Here is an 18,878-nt window from a genome sequence, read left to right as displayed (position 1 = left end):
GTATGAGCGGCTGGCGAACGGTGTCGGGCGCGGTTGCGCTGGGGACACTGCTGGCGGCGGTGACGTTGCCGGTGGTGGTGGCTGGGATGAAGTAGCTTCCTGAGCGGAGGCCTACGCTCGGGCCATTCACGCGAAGCGAGGATCGGAGAGCGGTACACTCCGCGCAATAGAGCTGGTCAACGCCAGATCAGCCAGAGCAGCGGCGCCAGGACGCAGAGGCTCAAGCCAACGCCGAGAGACAACCGCGCGCGCTTGCGCCACGACACATCCGGCTGAATGTCCGGCCAGCGGCGAAAGCACTTGAGCAGCCATCCGATCAGACGGCCAACGATCTCGATCAGATCGATCAGCAGACCGAATATGAACTCCGCACCGTCGAAAACGAGTTCGAACAGGATCTCCATGCGCTACGGGTCGCTGCCTGCGGCAATTGACGTGGGGCGGCCGGCAGGGCTAGGCGCATCGCCTTCCGGGGAACGCTGCGTGAGCTCGGCTTAAGTCATTGAGAGCACTGGTACAGTTGGTGGGGCTGCCTTACCGCCACCTTGCTATTGATTTTACTGCAGATTTTCGGAAAAGACGCCTTTGCTTTGTAGCGGATTTTGTATCGGAAGAACCCGCGAGGGCAAATTCATTGTGGGGCTGTGTAGAGGCGACCACACGCGTTAAGGATTGCTCCAAGTAGTTTTGGCTCTCTGTCCGAGACACTGGAAATCAGCTATCCTATCAATACATTTGTGCGCCTACCCTCGAAAGAAACGATCAACATGAGAAGCCGCTTTGACTGGATCATCCAAGGACAAACCGTGGGGCCAGACCTAAAATGCGACGTAGACCTCTTGCCCGGCGGTCCGTTCGCCGTCGTTCCGAGCCTTGGTTCTCTTTGCCCGGGCTGGGTCTTGGCCATCCCGAGAAAGCCGCTCCTCTCGATTCGCCAGCTTCCGACCAATGAACGAACGGCATTTCTGAGGTCCTGCGAAGCGGTCGCGGACTCGCTTTCTGGCTTTAACCCGAACGTCCATTACTTCGAGCACGGTCCCAGTACGAGGAAGAGCGTTGTCGGTTGTGGGGTCGATCAAGCGCACCTGCACATCGTGCCTACGCCGCTAAAGCTCTTGGAGTTCGTTTTGGCTGACAAGTCGGTGGGATGGACAGAAGTTGACAGTGTCGATCCTTGGGCCACGGTCCGCCCTGACGCCGAGTACTACCTGATTGCGACCTCAACGACAGCGTACGTAGGCATCCCCACAAAGCCGGAATCGCAGTACTTCCGTAAGCATCTGGCGGCCCTAAGTGGCATTCCGAATAGATGGAACTACCGAGAGTGGCCGCACTATGAGCACATCGAGCGAACAGTCGACTGTTTTGCCATTGAGCGCGCCCGCGAAGCCGCCTGAGGTTTTCACTGCGCCCCCAAGCGTAACCGACTTAAACAGTCTCACTGATGGTCGCAATGAAGGTGCCTACGCAACAAGATATGGTGTAGGCGCATGGATCCAAATAGCACTCGAGCTGGGCTACTTGGTAGGCATGCTCGCGGCCGCACTCATTGGCCTTGTGCTGCTGGCCAAGTACGCTGTGTTCAAGGAGCAATCCGGTTTCATCTTCTCCCTGCTTGGGCCCGCAGAGCGCAGCAAAGCGTTGCAACTCTACGCGACGATTTCTCTGTCGGGCATTTGCGGCGGTTGCAGTTCGGCACTCAAATGGCTGTACCACACCGTGGCCAAGCAGAGATGGCACCGCGACCGGGTTGTCTGGCGGCTAACTGTGCCAGTGTTATCCGGCACCTTGGCAGTCTTCACGGGCATGATGATCGTGTCCGGGCTCGTCCCCTTCCTAGCTCGCACCTGGTTGACGGGCCTCACTGCCGCCGCCGCGTTCGGCTTTTTTGTGGGTCTTTTTTCTGATAACCTTCTGGCAGCACTAGAAAAAGTAGCATTCAACATCTTTGGTACGATGAACGACCGTACACCGAAACAGACGGATCAAACCGATTCTACCTCGAAATGACTGATGCAGTTCCGCCCTCCAAGCTCACCGTCTTCTCGCAGCTCGGGCGCTATCTGCTAAAGCCATCACGTGACCAGATCACTCAACCGCAGAAGCTTGCAGACCGCGATCTCGCCGGATCGAAGGCATGTGGTCTCTTGGCGCTGCCGTTAGCGTGGACACCTCCCTTCCTTATTTTGAGTGCGGAGCTTCATCAAGATTGGCTCGCCAGCAATAAATCCGACGAAATACTGCGCAACGCCGGCGAGGAAATCGTCGATCACTGCAATGCTTGGCAGAGAACTTGGCCGCGCGGACTCATTCTGCGATCCAGTGCCGTTTCCGAGACCCTCCACGACCGCGGCGCCTACAAATCTTATGAACTACCGGCTGATTTTAACCCAGACAGCATCGCACTTGTCATTCGCCAAATCTACGATGCGTTTGAAGCGGAAGGCGGTGACGGTTTCATGGCCGTTATCGTTCAAGCATTGGCAGGTGGCGACATTCGGGGTCACGTGTCGAATGAATTGCGTGTCGCAAAATCGATAAACCACTGGATGTGGGAGATAGAGACTCCCAGTCCGGCAGCCGACCGCTTCAATTCGCAAAGGTCAGCAACTCCAGACATCTCATCTCCCCTCGCAGTCAAATCTGCGACCGCTAAGCACCTAACAACAGTACTGAAGAGTGTTTGTCGTTGGGTGACGACGAAACACGGGCGACGCTCACACTTGGAATGGGGTTTGGTGGGCGGCAGCCTTTGGCTCTTTCAGATCGATTTCGAGGATGACCTCGCGGACATTGGTTGCGATCCAAGAATGCTGCTGCGCGAGAACGACAATCGTCCAGCGGGAACGCCGCAACCTGGATCGCCTTGGAAACGGGTGGATTCCAGTGAGGAAACAGGTTGGTCAAAAATCGACAAGATCAAGTTGTTCGTTGAGGATCGAGTAGATCCCTATCCTTCCCTGTACTACCTAACCGCTGCGGAGGCTCTCGAAGCGATAGCAACGGGCTATGACCTCGTTGCCGACATCGAGCAGATCACCCACGGACGAGCCGTCTGCCGTACCGATTGCACCTCCCCGTGTGTTAGCAGGCTGAACCTGCCTCGAACGGACAGCGTCTCCGCGACGAAAGCACTTGAATTTATTGTTGGAGCAACGAGCGAACTGAAAACGCGAGGGGCTCTCGAAAGTGAAATCTGCTTCATCTTACACAAGTTCATTCCCGCGCGCGTAGCTGCTTGGGCTGTCGCGCGGCCAGACCAGCAAATCGTGCTTGTCGATACTTTGTGGGGGCTAGACAAGGCAGAATCTCGTGCAGCATTGGTGGTCAAGCTGTTTGAGGAGGCCCAGGAGTTACTAAGTGCCAGCAGCCCCGATGAGGTGACTGCCGAGCTGGCGGACCTCGCAGAAGTCTTGCGGTCACTTTGCGCGGCTACAGGAGTCGATTGGGATGCGGTCCAGCTTGCGGCGGAAGAAAAACGTCGAGCTCGCGGAAGCTTCGAACACAACGTAGTTCTTATGGAGACCTCGTGGCCCAGATGGAAGGATCAAGCCCTGACCTCAGAGGCCAAGGTTATCCCACTGTCCGCGCTAGCGTTGGTCACGAGCAAAGATAAAGAGCACAATGTCAACTTCTCGGCTGCAGCAGCAAAGGGAGCCGACAATGTCGTGACTTTGACAAGCGGGCGAAGGATCAGTGTGTCGATTACCCGCGACGGCATTCGGCTTGTCGAGCGCGATGAGCCATCTGACTCAGATACGCAGCTTACCTTCCGGTTCTGACGAGGCGTACGCCTTACCTCTTGCGGCCCCATCGCTCGATCTACCGCGACCACGCGCAACGCGCCCCGCACATGTCTTCAAGGCGAAAAAAGTTAAGCTTGTCAGTACGATAAAGAACTGCAGGCTGATCTGAAATCATTGGTACAGTTGGGTGGGCTCGAACCACCGACCTCCTGTTCCACAGACAGGCGCTCTAACCAACTGAGCTACAACTGCATCCTTGCGAGCCGCTTTGGGCGCCTTGAGCAGGCCGGGCCAAGGGGGCTGGACGGGGCGGAAACTAGGTGCAACGGGGGTTTTTGGCAAGGCCGCAATCCCCGCGAATCGCCCCTTCAAACGACGTTATTTCCAAAACAAAACCCGGGCCACTGGGCCCGGGTTTCTTAACTAAAACGGGCCAAATCGATCAGGCGGCGGGCCTGCCGAATTTCGCGGCGCTGGCCTTGATCGGCTCGGCGGTCTCGGCGGCGACGCGCTGGCTGATCTCGACGAGCTCCTTGGCCTGGCTCTGGAAGGTCTCGAGCTGCTTGCGGGTGTGGCTGGTCCACAGCTCCATCGCTTCCGACGGCGATTTGACGCCGAGCAGCTCCTGGGCGAAGTCCAGATGGGCGCTGGTGTTGGCCTTCATGAACTCCATCAGCTTGGCGGTGTACTCGCTCGCGCCCTTGCTGGCGGTGGTGAACACCGCCTCGATGGTGCCGTTCTGGCTTTCGGCCGCGTCCTTGAACTTGGCGTAGCTTTCGCGGGCCTGCGAAACGCCCTTCTCGGCGAACGCCCGCATCTGTTCCGGAACCTCGAACGGAATGATCGAGGCGGAGAATGGATCAGTCGCACCTGTCATGATTGTCCCTCACGATTAAGTTGAAAATCGAGTGAGCCGTCCGGCGCGCCCGCCGGCCAAGATCGGCGGGTACGAAAACTGCTAACGCTTCAAACGAGAGATGGCTCGCCCAGCGCCAGCATTCTCCACGCCTATCATGTCAACATTGTGCAATGCAATGTGATCGGAGGTGCGTCGCGAAAATTTAACCCGGCCAGGATGCGGTTCCTCGCCGGGGGAACTCTTGGTTGCGGCAGCTCCTCTGTCATTCCGGGGCCCGAGCGGAGCGCGGGAGCCCGAAATCCATCGGGCCGCAGCGAACGTGGATGAATCGATTCCGGGCGCACGCCAAGTGGCGCGCCCCGGAATGACGTTTTCCTAGTGCTTGGGCTTGGTCGCGTCGATCGCGGCGCGGCTGACGACCTGGCTCATTTCGCTGGCCTGTTCGGCAAGCGTATGCATCTGAGCCTGCACATATTCGCCGTGCAGCCGCATCACCTCGGAGAGGTCCCTGGCGTGGGCCAGCGACTGGGCGTAGTCGAGGGAAGCCTGCACATTGGTTTCCGCGAAGGCGCTAGCCTTCGCGCCGATGTCCCTGGCGCCTGCGCGCATGGTCGCGCCGCGCTCCTCCATCGAGCCGGCCGCGGCCTGCGCGCCGGCGAACAGCTTCTCGAACGTCTCGCGCGCCCGCTTGAAGTTCGTTTCCGCCATGGATCGCATCTCCGCCGGAATCTCAAAACGTTCATGCGCCTGCTGGGTCATGCCTGCTACTCCTGTCAATGTTGCTGTCGGCCTTTGCGCCCGTCCCCCGACGCGCCCGGGCCGTCCCTGACCTGCCCGCGATGAGACTAGCAGCGGGGATATTGCCGGTATGACGCAGCACCCGGCCCCTCGCGAATCTCAGGGGAAGCAACGCAGGCCCACCCTTGCGGGTTCATCCAGATTAAGGTTATCGCGGCTTTCGGCTCCTCCTTTGGCCTAGCGGCGTGGACCTGCCCGCGCCCGCGCGCGATACTAACCCTTTCTTAAGGCTGTCATTCCGGCAGTCCCCGCAACCCGACGCCCAAGACGCGTGAGAGCGACGCGTGAGAGTGAAAAGCAAGCCGGTTGGATGACTAGTTCGGATTTCCAGTTGCGAGGCGTGGGCGATCCGCGGCTGGCCGTGCATGCGACCTCTCCGCTGCCTGCGTGGCTCTGGTCGACCGACGGCACGCACGTGCTCTGGGCCAATCCCGTTGGCGCAAGGCTGTTCGGCGCGCCCAATGCCGCAGCGCTCGCGGCAAGGACGTTCGGACCTGCGGATCCGCATCGCCGCCAGGTTGCCCGTCTCGCGCGCCAGCTTGCGGCGAGCGGCGCGGTCCGGCTCGAGCGGCTGCGCGGCTTCGGCGCCCGGCTCGGCACGCTGATGACCTGCGCCTGCGCACGGCTCGACTTTCCCGACGGCGGCCGCGGCGTGCTCGTCACCGCGATGGACCCGACCGGCCGCACCATGCCGCTGGTGGAGCGCCTCCAGCGCCTGGTCGAAGGTGTCCACCTGCCGATGGCCGCGTTCGCGCCCGACGGGCTTTTCATCGGCGCAAGCGAAGCCGCCCGCCCCCTGCTCGGCTTTCGCGATCTCGGCGAGGCCGGGCTCGAACAGGCTCGCAGCGAGGCGCTGGGGCAGGGCCGCGTCGAGGCGCCGATCGGTATCGGCCACATGGTGCTGCAACGGGTCGGCCTGGGGGCCGATGTCGGTCTCATCGCGCTGCTCGCGCCGGACACCAGGCAAGTGCCGCCTGAGACGACGGCTGGGGCCACTGAAGACACCGGGCGCGAGCCGGCCGGGGTGCCGGACTATGAGCAGCCGGCGCTGTCGAACGAGGCGCCTGCCGAATTTGCGCTGTTCGACGCGTTCGCCGAGCCCGTCGAGATGCCGGCGCCCGTGCCGACCGAGCCGGAGCCGCCCGCGTCCAACGCGGCGCTGGCGCAGGCTGCAATCGATTCTCCGGTTGATAGCTTGGCAGAGGCCATTGTCTCGCCCCAAGCCGAGCCGATCACGGCTGTCATGGTCGAGCCGCCGTCAGCACATGCGGAGCCGCCTGCACCGCGCCATCAGCCGCTGCGCTTCGTGTGGCAGATGGATGCGCAGGGACGCTTCGTGCTCGGCTCCGACGAGTTCATCCGCCTGATGGGCGCGCACACGGCGGCCAGCTTCGGCCGGTCCTGGCACGAAATCGCGCAGGAGCTTTCGCTCGATCCGGACGGCCGCGTCGCGGAGGCGCTGGCGAGCCGCGACACCTGGGCCGGGATCACGGTGAACTGGCCGGTCGACGGCGACGAACGAATCCCGGTCGAGCTCGCCGGCCTGCCGGTCTATGACCGGATGCGCAACTTCGCCGGCTTCAAGGGCTTTGGCGTATGCCGCGATCTCGACCGCCTCAACCGGCTCGACGCGCTGCGGCGGTTCGAGCTGTTCACGGAATCTCCGACGCCGCAGCGCCATTCCGCCGACATCGTCGAGCCTGGGCCTGAGCCCGAACCGGAGGGGCCGCCTCCGCCGCTCGAGCCGATCTCGTCCGCACCCGAACTGCCAGAACCTGAACCATCCGAGCCTGAACCGAACGAAGCCGAGCTGCCCGAGCCTGCAACCGACGCGAATTCACACCCAACCGATCTGGAAACATCAGTGGAAACGCCTCCGCCCGTGGAAACGCCTCCCAACGTTGTGCCGTTCCGCCCGCTCGGCGATGCCAAATCGCCGACGCTCACGCCGGTCGAGAACAGCGCGTTCAACGAGCTTGCCCGGCAATTGTCGGAGCGGCTCGAACGCGAGCGGGAGGCGATGGGGAGCGCACCGTCCGAGCCGCCGACGGGCGAGGTCGCCGCCGAGCCATCGCCGCCGGAGCCGGAGCCGCCGCGCTTGCCTGCGGGATGGCTGATCGAGCCCGAGCCGCCGGCGCATGGCGACAGCGGGCGCGACCGCACGCTGCTCGACCTGTTGCCGACAGGCATCCTGATCTATCGCCTCGACCGCCTGCTCTACGCCAACCCCGCCTTTCTCGCGCGCATCGGCTATGACAGCCTGAGCGCGCTGGAGAATGCCGGCGGACTGGACGCGCTCTACATCGAGGCGGGCGTCTCTGCGGCGAGCAGCACATCGCAAGCCGGCACGCCGGTCACGATCAGCACGAGCATGACGAATGGCGATCAGCCGCTCGCCGCCACCGAGGCGCATCTGCACGCAATCGCCTGGGACGGCGACACCGCGCATGCGCTGATCTGCGCGCTGCCGCAGGCCGCCGCTGTTGCTGCCGAGCCCGCGGTTGCGGAGGGTGTGGTGATGATCGCCGATGCGCCCGAGCCGGAGCTGGATGCCGGCGAGGCGGATGCCGAGGACCTTGCGGCGATCCTCGACACGACAGCCGAAGGCATCGTCATGTTCGATGCCGAAGGCAACATCCACGCCTGCAACCGCAGCGCCGAGGCGCTGTTCGGCTATGACGGCGAGGCGCTGTTGCAGCAGAACCTGCTGACCCTGTTCGCGCCCGAGAGCCAGCGTGTCGTCACCGATTATCTGGAAAGCCTGAGGAGCCAGGACATCTCGAGCCTGCTCGACCACGGCCGCGAGGTGCTGGGACGCGAGAAGAAGGGCGGCGTCATTCCGCTTGCCATGATCATGGGCCGCACCAGGCCCGACGGCCCGAACTTCTTCGCCGTGTTCCGCGACCTGTCGCAGAGCAAGAAGGGCGAGAGCGAATTGAAGCAGGCGCGGCGGCTCGCCGACGGCGCCGCCAGTGCCAAGGCCGACATGCTGGCGCGGATCAGCCACGAGATCCGAGCGCCGCTGAACGCCATCATCGGCTTTGCCGAGGTGATGATCTCCGAACGCTTCGGCGCGCTCGGCAACGAGCGCTACGGCGAATATATGAAGGACATCCGCGCCTCCGGCGAGCGCGTGATCGCGATCATCGACGATCTCCTCGAGCTTTCGCGCATCGAGACCGGCAAGCTCGACCTCAACTTCGCCAAGCTCCACCTCAACGATCTCGTCGAAGCCTGCGTGACGGTGATGCAGCCGCAGGCCAACCGCGAGCGCATCATCATCCGCACCTCGCTCGCGCACGCGCTGCCGCAGGTCATGGCCGATGCACGCGCGGTGCGGCAGATCACCATGAACCTGATCTCCAACTCGATCCGGCTCGCCAGCGCCGGCGGCCAGGTCATCGTCTCGACCGCGCTGACCGATCGCGGCGAGGTTGCCCTTCGCATCCGCGACACCGGCCATGGCCTCAGCGAGAAGGAGGTCGCGGCCGCGATGGAGCCGTTCCGCACGCCGCCGCCCGGCGATGCCTCGGACAATTCAGCGCTCAGCCTGTCCTTGACCAAGGCGCTGGTCGAAGCCAACCGCGCCCAGTTCAACATCAAGAGCGCCGCCAATTCCGGCACGCTGATCGAGGTCGTGTTCGCGCCGGCGCTGGCGCGGGCTTAAAGCGAGATCAGGTTGATTGCTGCCAAGGGTGAGGTGCGCTCCGCCGCGCTCGCCATGCGAGGCGCGAGTGAGGGAACGACGCGTCAGAGACCGGACCGACGTCTTGCCGCTCTCATCAAGACCCCCATGTTTCCGAGAAGATGCCTTGCCGCTATCGCCGCACTCTTGCCTTCGGTGACTTCCTGTAGCTTGTACTCGAAGTAGTCCGGCAAGACACGATCCAGATCGAAGGCTCCGGTCGTCGGGGAATAGCCTTGGGGGCAATAATCGCCTCGACAAAAGACGAGAAGGTTCTGTCGATACCAGGGCCGAATCCGGCGATCGTCGTAGATCTGCGGCCGGATGCAATCGACGGCGTGGTAACCGTGGCTACTGAAACGTCTTGCCCAATAGGATGGCCACTGTTCGTTCAGGTGGTTTCTTCCGCCTTGTCCTTTGACGGCAGCAGAGAACAGCACGACCGGTGCAGCGACCACGAGCGCGGAAACGAAATCATCGGCACTACTCTCGGGCAAATGCTCCGCGACTTCCAACGAGCACGCCAAATCGAATTTGCGGCCGACATCGGTGATGTATCGAAGGTCCATGGATTTGAACCTTTCTGACGGAATCCTGAGCTGATCCCGAGGCACATAGTCGCCGTCAATTCCGAGATAGTCGCCAACACCGTTCGTGGCGAATTCATGTAACCAGGCGCCGACGCCGCAACCGACGTCGACGACCGAATTCACCCTGAAAAGTCGAAGCACCAGCGGGACGATGACCGACGCAGATTCGAAAGACCCGCCGGATTGCTCCCTGTAGAACTGCGCCCCGTAATGCCCGGCTACAGAATTCGCCATATCAATACCTCCGGTCACTCGCAGAAGGCTGCGCCATGCCGCCGCAGAACGTCAAGCCCATCGCTCATTGAGATTTGCAAAGAGGTGGCTCGCGCCATCGAGTTCCACGATGTCACCGCGTTGCCATCATCGTTAGGTTTAATTTTCCGGTGGGCTGTTCGGGCGACAAGAACACAGGCGAATTCGCTATGCTTAGGGCGCCGCTACACATTGCCGGTCGATTGCGCCGCTATCTCTATCGCCGCGTTTACGGCGATCCGGACAACTATCTGCAACTATGTTCCGGTGTGATTCATGTCGGCGCAAATGCTGGCCAAGAACGAGACCTCTATGCTCGACACAAGCTCAAGGTGGCGTGGATAGAGCCTATCCCGGAACAATTCGAGAAGCTTCAGCAAAACATCCGTTCCCTGCCCGACCAGCGAGCAATCAATGCGCTGATCGCAGATAGCGATGGCAAGCCCTACACCTTCCATGTCTCGAACAATGATGGCCTGTCGTCATCTATTCTGGATTTGCGCGGCCACAAGGACATTTGGCCAGATGTGCACTACGTCCGCGACATAACGATTCATTCGTCAACCTTGAAAACGGCTCTTGAGATGTCGGGGATCGATCCGGGTCGATACAATGCCCTTGTGTTGGACACTCAGGGCTCGGAGTTGCTGGTCCTGCGAGGTGCGGAGGACATCTTGCGGCAGTTCCGATTCATCAAGGCCGAAGCGGCGGACTTCGAGTCGTACCGAAATTGTGCGACCGTTGACCAACTATGCTCGTATCTGAAACCCTTCGGATTTCAGGTGAACCGCGAGGATCGGTTTGCGAAGCGCGCATCCGGTGGCGCCTATTTCGACATCTTGTTCGAGCGACTCTGATCGAAGAAGGTCTGACCAGAATCACGCCACGAACCTATGACCGAACCGAGCGTTTGGCCGGCCCCAAACAAAAAGGCACGGCGCTTGCGGCGCCGTGCCTTTTGCATTCTTACGGCCTTGATCAGCTATAGATCTCGAACAGGCCGGCGCCGCCCTGGCCGCCGCCGATGCACATCGTCACGACGCCCCACTTGGCCTTGCGGCGCGCGCCTTCCTGGAGCAGGTGGCCGGTCAGGCGTGCGCCGGTCATGCCGAAGGGATGGCCGATCGCGATCGAGCCGCCGTTGACATTGTACTTGGCCGGATCGATGCCGAGCTTGTCGCGGCAGTACAGGCACTGGCTGGCGAAGGCTTCGTTGAGCTCCCAGAGATCGATGTCGTCGATCTTCAGGCCGGTGCGCTTCAACAGCTTCGGGATCGCGAACACCGGACCGATGCCCATCTCGTCAGGCTCGCAGCCGGCGGTCGCCCAGGCGACGAAGCGGCCGAGCGGCTTGAGGCCGCGCTTCTCGGCGTCCTTGGCTTCCATCAGCACCACGGCCGCGGCGCCGTCGGAAAGCTGGCTGGCATTGCCGGCGGTGACGAACTTGCCGGGGCCCTTGACCGGCTCGAGCTTGGCGAGACCTTCCATCGTGGTCTCGGGGCGGTTGCACTCGTCGCGGTCGACGATGTAGTCAACGATGCTCTCCGCCTTGGTCTGCTTGTCGACGACCTTCATCTTGGTCTTCATCGGGACGATCTCGTCCTTGAACTTGTTCGCCTGCTGCGCCGCCGCCATGCGGCGCTGCGACTCCAGCGAGAACTCGTCCTGATATTCGCGGCTGAGCTTGTAGCGCTCGGCGACGATGTCGGCGGTGTCGATCATCGCCATGAAGATGTCGGGCGCGACCTTGAGCAGTTCCGGATCGATCGATTCCTTCGGCGAGCCGCCGCCGGGAATCGAGATGCTCTCGACGCCGCCGGCGACGATGCAATCGGCGCCGTCGGAGCGGATCGAGTTGGCGGCCATCGCGATGGTCTGCAGCCCCGAGGAGCAGAAGCGGTTCACCGACACGCCGGCGGTGGTCTTCGGCAGGCCTGCGAGCAGCGCGGCCTGCCGGCCGATGTTCGGCGCGCCATGGGCGCAATTGCCGAGATAGCAGTCCTCGACATAGTCCTTCTCGACACCGGCGCGATCGACCGCATGGTGGATGGCGTGGGCCGCGAGAGACATCGGCGGCGTGATGTTGAATCCGCCGCGGGCGGACTTCGCCAGGCCCGTGCGCGCATAGGAAACGATGACGGCTTCACGCATTGGTTTCTCCCTTTTCGAACGATTTGGAGCTAGCGACTTGGAGGTCGCATCCTCGCGCCATTGGTACACAAAGTTTGGAGGTCGCGGGGAAAATAAAGCGCCGGCCTGATCAAACAAAAACGCCGCCCTCGCAGGAGAGCGGCGTTTGTTCCGTAGGTCGGAATATATGATATGATATCCGTCATTCCGGGACGCGCGAAGCGCTCCGGAATGACAAAATCGTCGATCAGAACGTCAGCGCCTTGACCTGCTTGACCTGCGGCAGGGCCTGCACCTTGGCGAGCACGTCCGCCGGCACCGCGCCGTCGACCTCGACGAGCGCGATGGCATCGCCGCCCTGCTCGACACGGCCGAGATGGAAGGTCGCGATGTTGATCTTGGCGTCGCCCAACAGCCCCGCGAACTTGCCGATGAAACCCGGCTTGTCCTCGTTGGTGACATAGATCATCGACTTGCCGAACTCGGCGTCGACGCGGATGCCCTTGATGTCGACCAGGCGCGGCTTGCCGTCGTGATAGACGGTGCCGGAGACCGAACGCTCCTGGCGTTCGGTCGCGACCGTGACGGTGATCAGGCTCTCATAGTCGCTCTGCGCGGCGCGGGTCACCTCGTCGACCACCATGCCGCGCTCCTTGGCGACGACGGGTGCGGACACGACGTTGACCTCGCCCAGCATCGGCCGCAGCAGGCCCGACAGCACCGCGGAGGTCAGCGCCTTGATCTTCATCTCGGCGACGTGGCCCTCATAGGTGATCGTGACCTTCGAGATTCCGGTTTCGGTGAGCTGGCCGGCGAAAGAGCCGAGCTTCTCGGCAAGCGCGATGAACGGCCTCAGCTTCGGCGCTTCTTCCGCGGTGATGGACGGGAAGTTGATCGCGTTGGAGATCGCGCCGGAGATGAGATAGTCCGACATCTGCTCGGCGACCTGGAGCGCGACATTCTCCTGCGCCTCGGTGGTGGAGGCGCCGAGATGCGGCGTGCAGATCACGTTGGGATGGCCGAACAGCACGTTCGAGGTGGCGGGCTCCTCGACGAAGACGTCGAAGGCGGCGCCGGCGATGTGCTTGGAATTGAGCGCCTCGACCACCGCCTGCTCGTCGACCAGGCCGCCACGGGCGCAGTTGATGAGGCGCACGCCCTTCTTCATCTTGGCGATCGCGGCTGCGTCGATGATGTTCTTCGTCTTGTCGGTGAGCGGGGTGTGCAGCGTGATGAAGTCGGCGCGCCTCAAGAGGTCGTCGAGCTCGACCTTCTCGACGCCGATGTCCTTGGCCCGCTCCGGCGACAGGAACGGATCATAGGCGATGACCTTCATGCGCAGGCCGAGCGCGCGGTCGGCGACGATCGAGCCGATGTTGCCGCAGCCGACCACGCCGAGCACCTTGCCGGTGATCTCGACGCCCATGAAGCGGTTCTTCTCCCACTTGCCGGCCTGGGTCGAGATATCGGCCTGCGGAATCTCGCGCGCCAGCGCCAGCATCAGCGTGATGGCGTGCTCGGCGGTCGTGATCGAATTGCCGAACGGCGTGTTCATCACGATGATGCCCTTGGCGGTCGCCGCGGGAATCTCGACGTTGTCGACGCCGATACCGGCGCGGCCGATCACCTTCAGCTTCGTCGCCTTCTCGATGATCTTGGCGGTCGCCTTGGTCGCGGAACGGATCGCTAGGCCGTCATAGTTGCCGATGATCTCGGCCAGCTTGTCCTTGTCCTTGCCGAGATTGGGCTGGAAGTCGACCTCGACGCCGCGATCCCTGAAGATCTGCACGGCAGCGGGAGAGAGCGCGTCGGAAATGAGAACTTTGGGTTTGGTCATGGGAATAGTCCTTCACCTTCCCTGAGGAGAGGATCGGCCTACGAGGGCCGGAATGGGTGAGTGTCGCGGAAGTTCGTTCTCTCCCTCTCCCCGTCCTTACGGGGAGAGGGCTGGGGTGAGGGGCAGCCACAAGCACCAGCGCAGGCGGTGAGAGCCCCTCACCCGGATTTGCGCTGGACGATGCTTCGCGTCGCCAGGTGCAATCCGGCCTCTCCCGTAAAAGCGGGGAGAGGTGAAAAAGTTACGCCGCCTTCGCCAGCGCGGCCTTGGTCTCGGCGAAGGCCCAGTCGATCCACTGGGTCAGGAGCTCGACGTCCTTGGCCTCGACCGTGGCGCCGCACCAGATGCGCAGGCCCGCCGGGGCATCGCGGTAGTACGCGAAGTCGAAGCCGGCGCCTTCCTTCTCGACCAGCGCGACCAGCTTCTTGCAGAAGTCGGCCTGCGCGTCCGCGGGAAGCGAGGTGATCGCCGGGTCGGTGAACTTCAGGCACACCGAGGTGTTGGAGCGGATCGAGGCGTCCTTGGCCAGGAAATCGATCCAGGGCGTCTTCGCCTTCCAGTCGGCGAGCACCTTGGTGTTGGCGTCGGCGCGCGCGATCAACGCCTTGAGGCCGCCGATCGACTTCGCCCAGTTCAGCGCATCGAGATAGTCCTCGACGCAGAGCATCGAGGGCGTGTTGATGGTCTCGCCGACGAAGATGCCTTCGTTGATCTTGCCGCCCTTGGTCATGCGGAAGATCTTGGGCAGCGGCCAGGCCGGCTTGTAGGTCTCGAGCCGCTCCACGGCGCGGGGCGAGAGGATCAGCATGCCGTGCGCGGCTTCGCCGCCGAGCGCCTTCTGCCAGGAGAAGGTGACGACGTCGAGCTTTGCCCAGTCGAGCGGCTGCGCGAACGCTGCCGAGGTGGCGTCGCAGATGGTCAGGCCTGCGCGCGTCGCGCTGATCCAGTCGGCGTTCGGCACGCGCACGCCGGAGGTGGTGCCGTTCCAGGTGAAGACGATATCGCTGTTCGGATCAACCTTGGACAGATCGGGGATTTCACCATAGGCCGCATTGAGCTTGGTGACGTCCTTGAGCTTCAATTCCTTGACGATGTCGCTGACCCAACCTTCGCCGAAAGATTCCCAGGCGAGCGTGGTGACGGGCTTTGCTCCGAGCAGCGACCATAGCGCCATCTCGACCGCGCCGGTATCGGACGCCGGCACGATGCCGATGCGATAATCGGCGGGCACCTCGAGCACTTCGCGCGTCAGATCGATCGCGAGCTTGAGCTTGGTCTTGCCGATCTTCGCGCGATGCGAGCGGCCGAGAGCTGCGTCTTTGAGATTTTGGGCGTTCCAGCCGGGGCGCTTGGCACAGGGGCCGGAGGAGAAATGCGGCACGTTCGGCCGCGAAGCGGGCTTCGCAACAGTCATAATCTACCCTTCCAGATAGTAAGCCTCCCGTTGGGGGGAGGTGTCCCGCCGCGGCTCATACGGGAAACGGGTAGCATCGTCAAGGAAGTTCGGGTGGCTCACGCTGGAGTGATGGCGATTCCGGTGCAGTTTCCGGGGCTTCGACTGCGGCCAGCGCATTCAGCAAATCCGTTGCCTCGCTGATCAATTGCGCGGCCCGGCGGCGGCTACCGACTTTCAAAATGCTTTTGTCGCCGGCCTGCACGACATAGTCGTTGCCGACCTTGATCAGAGAATAGCTTGTCATCGAAATCCCCGAACCAACCGAGCCCGGTGTTCGACGCTGCGTAGCACCGTTCGCCCGCCGGCAAACGTGAACGACGGCCCGGTAGTTTATCAGCTCTTAACACGAACGAATGCGCGATCCGATTTTGCAAGCAACGCAACGGTCGCGGCGGCGTCCTCAAAAGCGGACAGTCATGCCGACATGACTCGGTTCAAATCCAAGCCGCTTGTAGAAGCGCTGTGCATCGACGCGGCTCGCGTGCGTCAGCAGCTCGACGAGATTGCAACCGCGCGCCTTCGCTTCCGTCACCGCCCATTGCACGAGTTGCTCGCCGATGCCGCGGCTGCGGCAGTCGGAAGCCACGCGGACATCCTCAAGCAAACCGCGCACGCCGCCTTGCGAGCTGAGGCCGGGCAGGATGGCGAGTTGCAGGCAGCCGACCACCTTGCCCTCGCTCTCCGCGACCACGAGCTGGAGATTGGGATCGCGCTCGACCCGCTCGAACGCCTCGTAATAGGAGGCGGGCAAGGGATCCTCGAGCCGCTCGCGGGCGCGCCCGAGATGGTCGTCGGCGAGCATCGCCACGATCGCCGCGACATCGTCGCGGCGCGCGCGGCGGATGGAGACGGATTTCGCATTCATGCTTAGAACTCCAGAGTCAGCGCGCCGGCGGAAGGTCGAGACCGGCCTCGGCCTCGCCGATCCAGCGGCGGATCGCCGCGTGACGGTCGAGGTCGAAGCCGCCTTCATGCGCGAGGCGCGTATAGGCGAGCAGCGCGACGTCGGCGAGCGAAACGGCATCGCCAACGAAGAAGCGGCTTGCCGCAAGATGCTGCTCCATGCGGTCGAGCGCCGCATAGCCGCGCTTGACTTTCTCCGGATCGAGCTCGGACGCGGACTTGCCGAGATAGACGATAAGGAAGCGGCACACCGCGATATAGGGCTCGTGGCTGTACTGCTCCCAGAACAGCCATTCGTCCATCTTGGCGGCCGTGAAGGCATCGCGCGGAACGAGCGCGCTGTCGCGAGCGAGATAGCGGATGATGGCGTTGGACTGCGCCAGCGTGCGGCCGTCGTCGAATTCGACGGTCGGCACCTGGCCGGCGCCGTTCAGCTTCAAAAATTGCGGCGTGCGGGTTTCGCCCTTGCGCGTGTCGATCTCGATCCAGCGATAGGGCAGCGCGAGCCTGTCGCAGACCCACCTCACCTTCAGACAATTGCCGGAATTGCTGTCGCCGTAGATCTTCATCGCTGCCGCCCCGCTTCGCGCGACAGAGCATCAGGACGGCGCGAGCCTGTCAACCACGGCGCCGCGCAGCCGCGTCAGAACTTGTAACCGAGCCCGACGCGCGCATTGTTCAGCGTCACCGAGGTGTTCATGACGGGAGAGAATTTTACATACTCGTACTCCACCCGCGCGAACAACCCTTCCCACAGGCAGTATTCCAGCCCGAGGCCGGCGACCCAACCGACCGCGAAGGCGTTGGTTCTATGCTGGCCCTGCGTCTGCGACTGCGCCGGAACTGGGTTCGGTCCGACCGAGGTGACCGTCGTGTTGCCGAAGATGTCCGTTGTCGTCGTATCCTGGCGCAGGGTCACGTTGCTCGTCACCGTGCGCGAGACGTCCATGCGGCCGACGGCGGCGCCGGCGAACATGTAGGGCATGAAGTCGCCCCCATCCCAACCCATGCGCCCGCGAAGCGTGATCATGTCCTTGACCTGCGCCGTCGCGGCACCGGTCAACGACACGTTCCAGTGGTCGATCGTGTTGGCGGGCGGGGTGTCGCCTGGCGGGTTGATGATGTCGAGCGCGTTGGTGCCTCTCGTCGCGGTCGCCATGTTGTTGAAATAGCTGTAGGTGCCCTCGAGACCGAGAATGGCATCGTACCATTGCCAGTTGCGCCCGATGAAGGCGCCGAAATTGGTGCCTTGCGTGGTGGTCTTGTTCATCAGCGACCACGTCGACGTCGGCTGCTGCAGCACGCTGTCGCGGAAGATGTAGTTCGTCAGGCCGACGACGCTCTGGCTGAAATCCGTCGAGTCGCTGGTGTAGCCGACATGACCACCGACATAGACGCCGTCCCAATTGTGGGTCGTCTTCGACAGGCCGTCGGTGAAGCCGCCGCGCAGGACGGGCAGATCCGGCATATCGGCCGCCTGTGCCGCAGACGCTGCCGCCGCCATCGCCGCCGCCAACCAAAGCCTACGCATTGCAACGCTCCATCAAACTCGAACTTTCGCTGTAATCATCGCGCGTTAACCTTAACCAATGGTTGAACTAGGCAATTTCGTCACGCCCAGCCGTGAAAAATACGCAAAGCAAAACGGCGCGAGATGATCCCGCGCCGTTAAGAAATTTTAAAGCGACCTGAGTTGCCGATCAGCCCTTGGTGACGAGCGGCGGCGGCGCATAAACCGGCGGGCTGCTGAGATCCCAGCGCACGCCGAGCTTCACGTCGTGCGAGGTGATGTCCTTGATCTGGATCGTGGATGGGCCCGAGATGCTGTTGTCGAACGCACGGTAGTTGCCGGGCGCCGCATCGCCGAGATTCATGTAGCTGTAGGCCAGTTCGACGGTGAAGCCGGGATTGACCTTGTAAGCGAGACCGGCATGCGCGGCCCAGGCGAAATTCCACTTTCCGTTGTCGCCGAAGTAGGTGACGCTGTTCGACAGCGCACCGGCGGTGTAGCGGACGCCGTCATCGCGGAAGCCGCTGAGCTTGTTGAAGGAGCCGCCGACGCCGGCGCCGATGAACGGCGTGATGCACCACCAGGTGCCGAGATCGACATAGGCATTGGCCATGACGACCCACTCGGACTTGCTGCCGCTGTAGTTGTCGGCTTCGACGTCGGCGGGGCCGAGGATGACGTTGTCGGAGCCGTGCAGGTTGGCCTTGCCGCGATACTGGCCGATCAAGTCCGCGCGAAACCAGTTGTTGAAGCGGTAGCCGACGCCGAGGTCGAACAGCGGCGAGGAGTCGAAACCGAGGCCCACCGTCGTGGTCGGGAACGCCCGCGCGGTCGCGCTGTCGATCCGGTTCGCGCTCTGGTTCGTCATGCCGATATCGCCGCGCAGATACCAGCCGCCGAAGTCGGCGGGCGGAGCCGGCGCGTACATAGGGGGCGCCGCGATCGGCATATCGGCAGCAAACGCCACCGACGAGATCAGGGTTGCCGCACCCGCGGCAAGGAGAGACTTAACGCTACGCATTTGGCTTCGTCCTTTTGGCCGGTGAGGCAAAATACGCAGGCCTCACGTTCTGGAAACTCACGGACGGACGATGGCACTAAATGCTTAAGCG

The 18,878-nt window shown here is 62.6% G+C and carries 17 protein-coding genes and 1 tRNA gene; 5 read left to right on the top strand and 13 right to left on the bottom strand.

What is annotated here, in order from left to right; translation table 11 throughout:
• Window positions 1-176 precede the first annotated feature (176 nt).
• A complete protein-coding gene (locus MTR72_RS09260; protein WP_280968519.1) occupies window positions 177-404 on the bottom strand; it encodes a hypothetical protein in 228 nt (75 codons plus the stop codon).
• Window positions 405-767: 363 nt separating this feature from the next.
• Between MTR72_RS09260 and MTR72_RS09255 the strand changes: the two genes are divergently transcribed.
• The 3 genes from MTR72_RS09255 (at window position 768) to MTR72_RS09245 (ending at window position 3,782) form a co-directional block, all read left to right on the top strand.
• A complete protein-coding gene (locus tag MTR72_RS09255) occupies window positions 768-1,397 on the top strand; it encodes a hypothetical protein (RefSeq protein ID WP_280968518.1) in 630 nt (209 codons plus the stop codon).
• Between the two features lie 133 nt (window positions 1,398-1,530).
• A complete protein-coding gene (locus tag MTR72_RS09250; protein WP_341510312.1) occupies window positions 1,531-2,010 on the top strand; it encodes a hypothetical protein in 480 nt (159 codons plus the stop codon).
• Window positions 2,007-3,782 carry a nucleoside triphosphate pyrophosphohydrolase gene (locus tag MTR72_RS09245; protein WP_341510311.1) on the top strand — a complete coding sequence of 592 codons (1,776 nt, stop codon included), beginning with the start codon at window positions 2,007-2,009 and terminating at the stop codon, window positions 3,780-3,782. The genes MTR72_RS09250 and MTR72_RS09245 overlap by 4 nt, the downstream gene beginning before the upstream one ends.
• A 139-nt stretch (window positions 3,783-3,921) precedes the next feature.
• On the opposite strand, the gene MTR72_RS09240 is transcribed toward MTR72_RS09245, so the two are convergent.
• The 3 genes from MTR72_RS09240 to MTR72_RS09230 form a co-directional block, all read right to left on the bottom strand.
• Window positions 3,922-3,998, bottom strand: a tRNA-His gene (locus tag MTR72_RS09240).
• A gap of 190 nt (window positions 3,999-4,188) precedes the next feature.
• Window positions 4,189-4,623: a phasin gene (locus MTR72_RS09235; protein ID WP_280968517.1), complete on the bottom strand. Its 435-nt coding sequence runs from the start codon at window positions 4,621-4,623 to the stop codon at window positions 4,189-4,191.
• Between the two features lie 357 nt (window positions 4,624-4,980).
• Window positions 4,981-5,364, bottom strand: coding sequence for a phasin family protein (locus MTR72_RS09230; protein ID WP_280968516.1), 384 nt, complete (start codon window positions 5,362-5,364; stop codon window positions 4,981-4,983).
• A gap of 349 nt (window positions 5,365-5,713) precedes the next feature.
• On the opposite strand from MTR72_RS09230, the gene MTR72_RS09225 reads away from it, so the two are divergent.
• Window positions 5,714-9,070 carry a PAS domain-containing protein gene (locus tag MTR72_RS09225; RefSeq protein WP_341510310.1) on the top strand — a complete coding sequence of 1,119 codons (3,357 nt, stop codon included), beginning with the start codon at window positions 5,714-5,716 and terminating at the stop codon, window positions 9,068-9,070.
• Between the two features lie 83 nt (window positions 9,071-9,153).
• On the opposite strand, the gene MTR72_RS09220 is transcribed toward MTR72_RS09225, so the two are convergent.
• Window positions 9,154-9,912: a class I SAM-dependent methyltransferase gene (locus tag MTR72_RS09220; protein ID WP_280968514.1), complete on the bottom strand. Its 759-nt coding sequence runs from the start codon at window positions 9,910-9,912 to the stop codon at window positions 9,154-9,156.
• A gap of 188 nt (window positions 9,913-10,100) precedes the next feature.
• Here MTR72_RS09220 and MTR72_RS09215 point away from each other — a divergent pair, with 188 nt between their 5' ends.
• Complete coding sequence (locus tag MTR72_RS09215; protein WP_280968513.1) at window positions 10,101-10,787, top strand: FkbM family methyltransferase; 687 nt, start codon at window positions 10,101-10,103, stop codon at window positions 10,785-10,787.
• Window positions 10,788-10,908: 121 nt separating this feature from the next.
• Here MTR72_RS09215 and MTR72_RS09210 read toward each other — a convergent pair whose 3' ends face one another.
• The 8 genes from MTR72_RS09210 to MTR72_RS09175 form a co-directional block, all read right to left on the bottom strand.
• Window positions 10,909-12,081: a thiolase family protein gene (locus MTR72_RS09210; RefSeq protein ID WP_280968512.1), complete on the bottom strand. Its 1,173-nt coding sequence runs from the start codon at window positions 12,079-12,081 to the stop codon at window positions 10,909-10,911.
• 226 nt (window positions 12,082-12,307) lie between these two features.
• Window positions 12,308-13,897 (bottom strand): phosphoglycerate dehydrogenase, encoded by a 1,590-nt coding sequence (serA, locus tag MTR72_RS09205; RefSeq protein WP_280968511.1) that lies wholly within the window; start codon window positions 13,895-13,897, stop codon window positions 12,308-12,310.
• Between the two features lie 241 nt (window positions 13,898-14,138).
• Window positions 14,139-15,311, bottom strand: a complete 1,173-nt coding sequence (locus MTR72_RS09200) for a phosphoserine transaminase (protein WP_280968510.1) — start codon at window positions 15,309-15,311, stop codon at window positions 14,139-14,141.
• A gap of 79 nt (window positions 15,312-15,390) precedes the next feature.
• A complete protein-coding gene (locus tag MTR72_RS09195; RefSeq protein ID WP_280968509.1) occupies window positions 15,391-15,597 on the bottom strand; it encodes a hypothetical protein in 207 nt (68 codons plus the stop codon).
• A gap of 156 nt (window positions 15,598-15,753) precedes the next feature.
• A complete protein-coding gene (locus MTR72_RS09190) occupies window positions 15,754-16,218 on the bottom strand; it encodes a GNAT family N-acetyltransferase (protein WP_280968508.1) in 465 nt (154 codons plus the stop codon).
• A gap of 16 nt (window positions 16,219-16,234) precedes the next feature.
• Entirely contained in the window at window positions 16,235-16,825 is a 591-nt protein-coding gene (locus MTR72_RS09185) for a glutathione S-transferase family protein (RefSeq protein ID WP_280968507.1), read from the bottom strand.
• Between the two features lie 74 nt (window positions 16,826-16,899).
• On the bottom strand, window positions 16,900-17,787 hold the full coding sequence (locus MTR72_RS09180; protein ID WP_341510309.1) for an outer membrane protein: 888 nt from the start codon (window positions 17,785-17,787) through the stop codon (window positions 16,900-16,902).
• 169 nt (window positions 17,788-17,956) lie between these two features.
• A complete protein-coding gene (locus MTR72_RS09175) occupies window positions 17,957-18,787 on the bottom strand; it encodes an outer membrane protein (RefSeq protein ID WP_280968505.1) in 831 nt (276 codons plus the stop codon).
• Between the last annotated feature and the right edge of the window lie 91 nt (window positions 18,788-18,878).

The sequence above is a fragment of the Bradyrhizobium sp. ISRA442 genome, from assembly GCF_038085055.1.
Taxonomy (GTDB): Bacteria; Pseudomonadota; Alphaproteobacteria; order Rhizobiales; family Xanthobacteraceae; genus Bradyrhizobium.
This window is presented reverse-complemented; position numbering and strand designations above follow the sequence as displayed.

Bases quoted from the DNA above. Each gene is read 5' to 3' on its own strand.
- MTR72_RS09215 (WP_280968513.1), top strand. From the start codon at position 10,101: ATGCTTAGGGCGCCGCTACACATTGCCGGTCGATTGCGCCGCTATCTC.
- MTR72_RS09190 (WP_280968508.1), bottom strand. From the start codon at position 16,218: ATGAATGCGAAATCCGTCTCCATCCGCCGCGCGCGCCGCGACGATGTC.
- MTR72_RS09195 (WP_280968509.1), bottom strand. From the start codon at position 15,597: ATGACAAGCTATTCTCTGATCAAGGTCGGCAACGACTATGTCGTGCAG.
- MTR72_RS09225 (WP_341510310.1), top strand. From the start codon at position 5,714: ATGACTAGTTCGGATTTCCAGTTGCGAGGCGTGGGCGATCCGCGGCTG.
- MTR72_RS09175 (WP_280968505.1), bottom strand. From the start codon at position 18,787: ATGCGTAGCGTTAAGTCTCTCCTTGCCGCGGGTGCGGCAACCCTGATC.
- MTR72_RS09260 (WP_280968519.1), bottom strand. From the start codon at position 404: ATGGAGATCCTGTTCGAACTCGTTTTCGACGGTGCGGAGTTCATATTC.
- MTR72_RS09250 (WP_341510312.1), top strand. From the start codon at position 1,531: ATGCTCGCGGCCGCACTCATTGGCCTTGTGCTGCTGGCCAAGTACGCT.
- MTR72_RS09245 (WP_341510311.1), top strand. From the start codon at position 2,007: ATGACTGATGCAGTTCCGCCCTCCAAGCTCACCGTCTTCTCGCAGCTC.
- MTR72_RS09235 (WP_280968517.1), bottom strand. From the start codon at position 4,623: ATGACAGGTGCGACTGATCCATTCTCCGCCTCGATCATTCCGTTCGAG.
- serA (WP_280968511.1), bottom strand. From the start codon at position 13,897: ATGACCAAACCCAAAGTTCTCATTTCCGACGCGCTCTCTCCCGCTGCC.
- MTR72_RS09185 (WP_280968507.1), bottom strand. From the start codon at position 16,825: ATGAAGATCTACGGCGACAGCAATTCCGGCAATTGTCTGAAGGTGAGG.
- MTR72_RS09180 (WP_341510309.1), bottom strand. From the start codon at position 17,787: ATGCGTAGGCTTTGGTTGGCGGCGGCGATGGCGGCGGCAGCGTCTGCG.
- MTR72_RS09220 (WP_280968514.1), bottom strand. From the start codon at position 9,912: ATGGCGAATTCTGTAGCCGGGCATTACGGGGCGCAGTTCTACAGGGAG.
- MTR72_RS09200 (WP_280968510.1), bottom strand. From the start codon at position 15,311: ATGACTGTTGCGAAGCCCGCTTCGCGGCCGAACGTGCCGCATTTCTCC.
- MTR72_RS09255 (WP_280968518.1), top strand. From the start codon at position 768: ATGAGAAGCCGCTTTGACTGGATCATCCAAGGACAAACCGTGGGGCCA.
- MTR72_RS09230 (WP_280968516.1), bottom strand. From the start codon at position 5,364: ATGACCCAGCAGGCGCATGAACGTTTTGAGATTCCGGCGGAGATGCGA.
- MTR72_RS09210 (WP_280968512.1), bottom strand. From the start codon at position 12,081: ATGCGTGAAGCCGTCATCGTTTCCTATGCGCGCACGGGCCTGGCGAAG.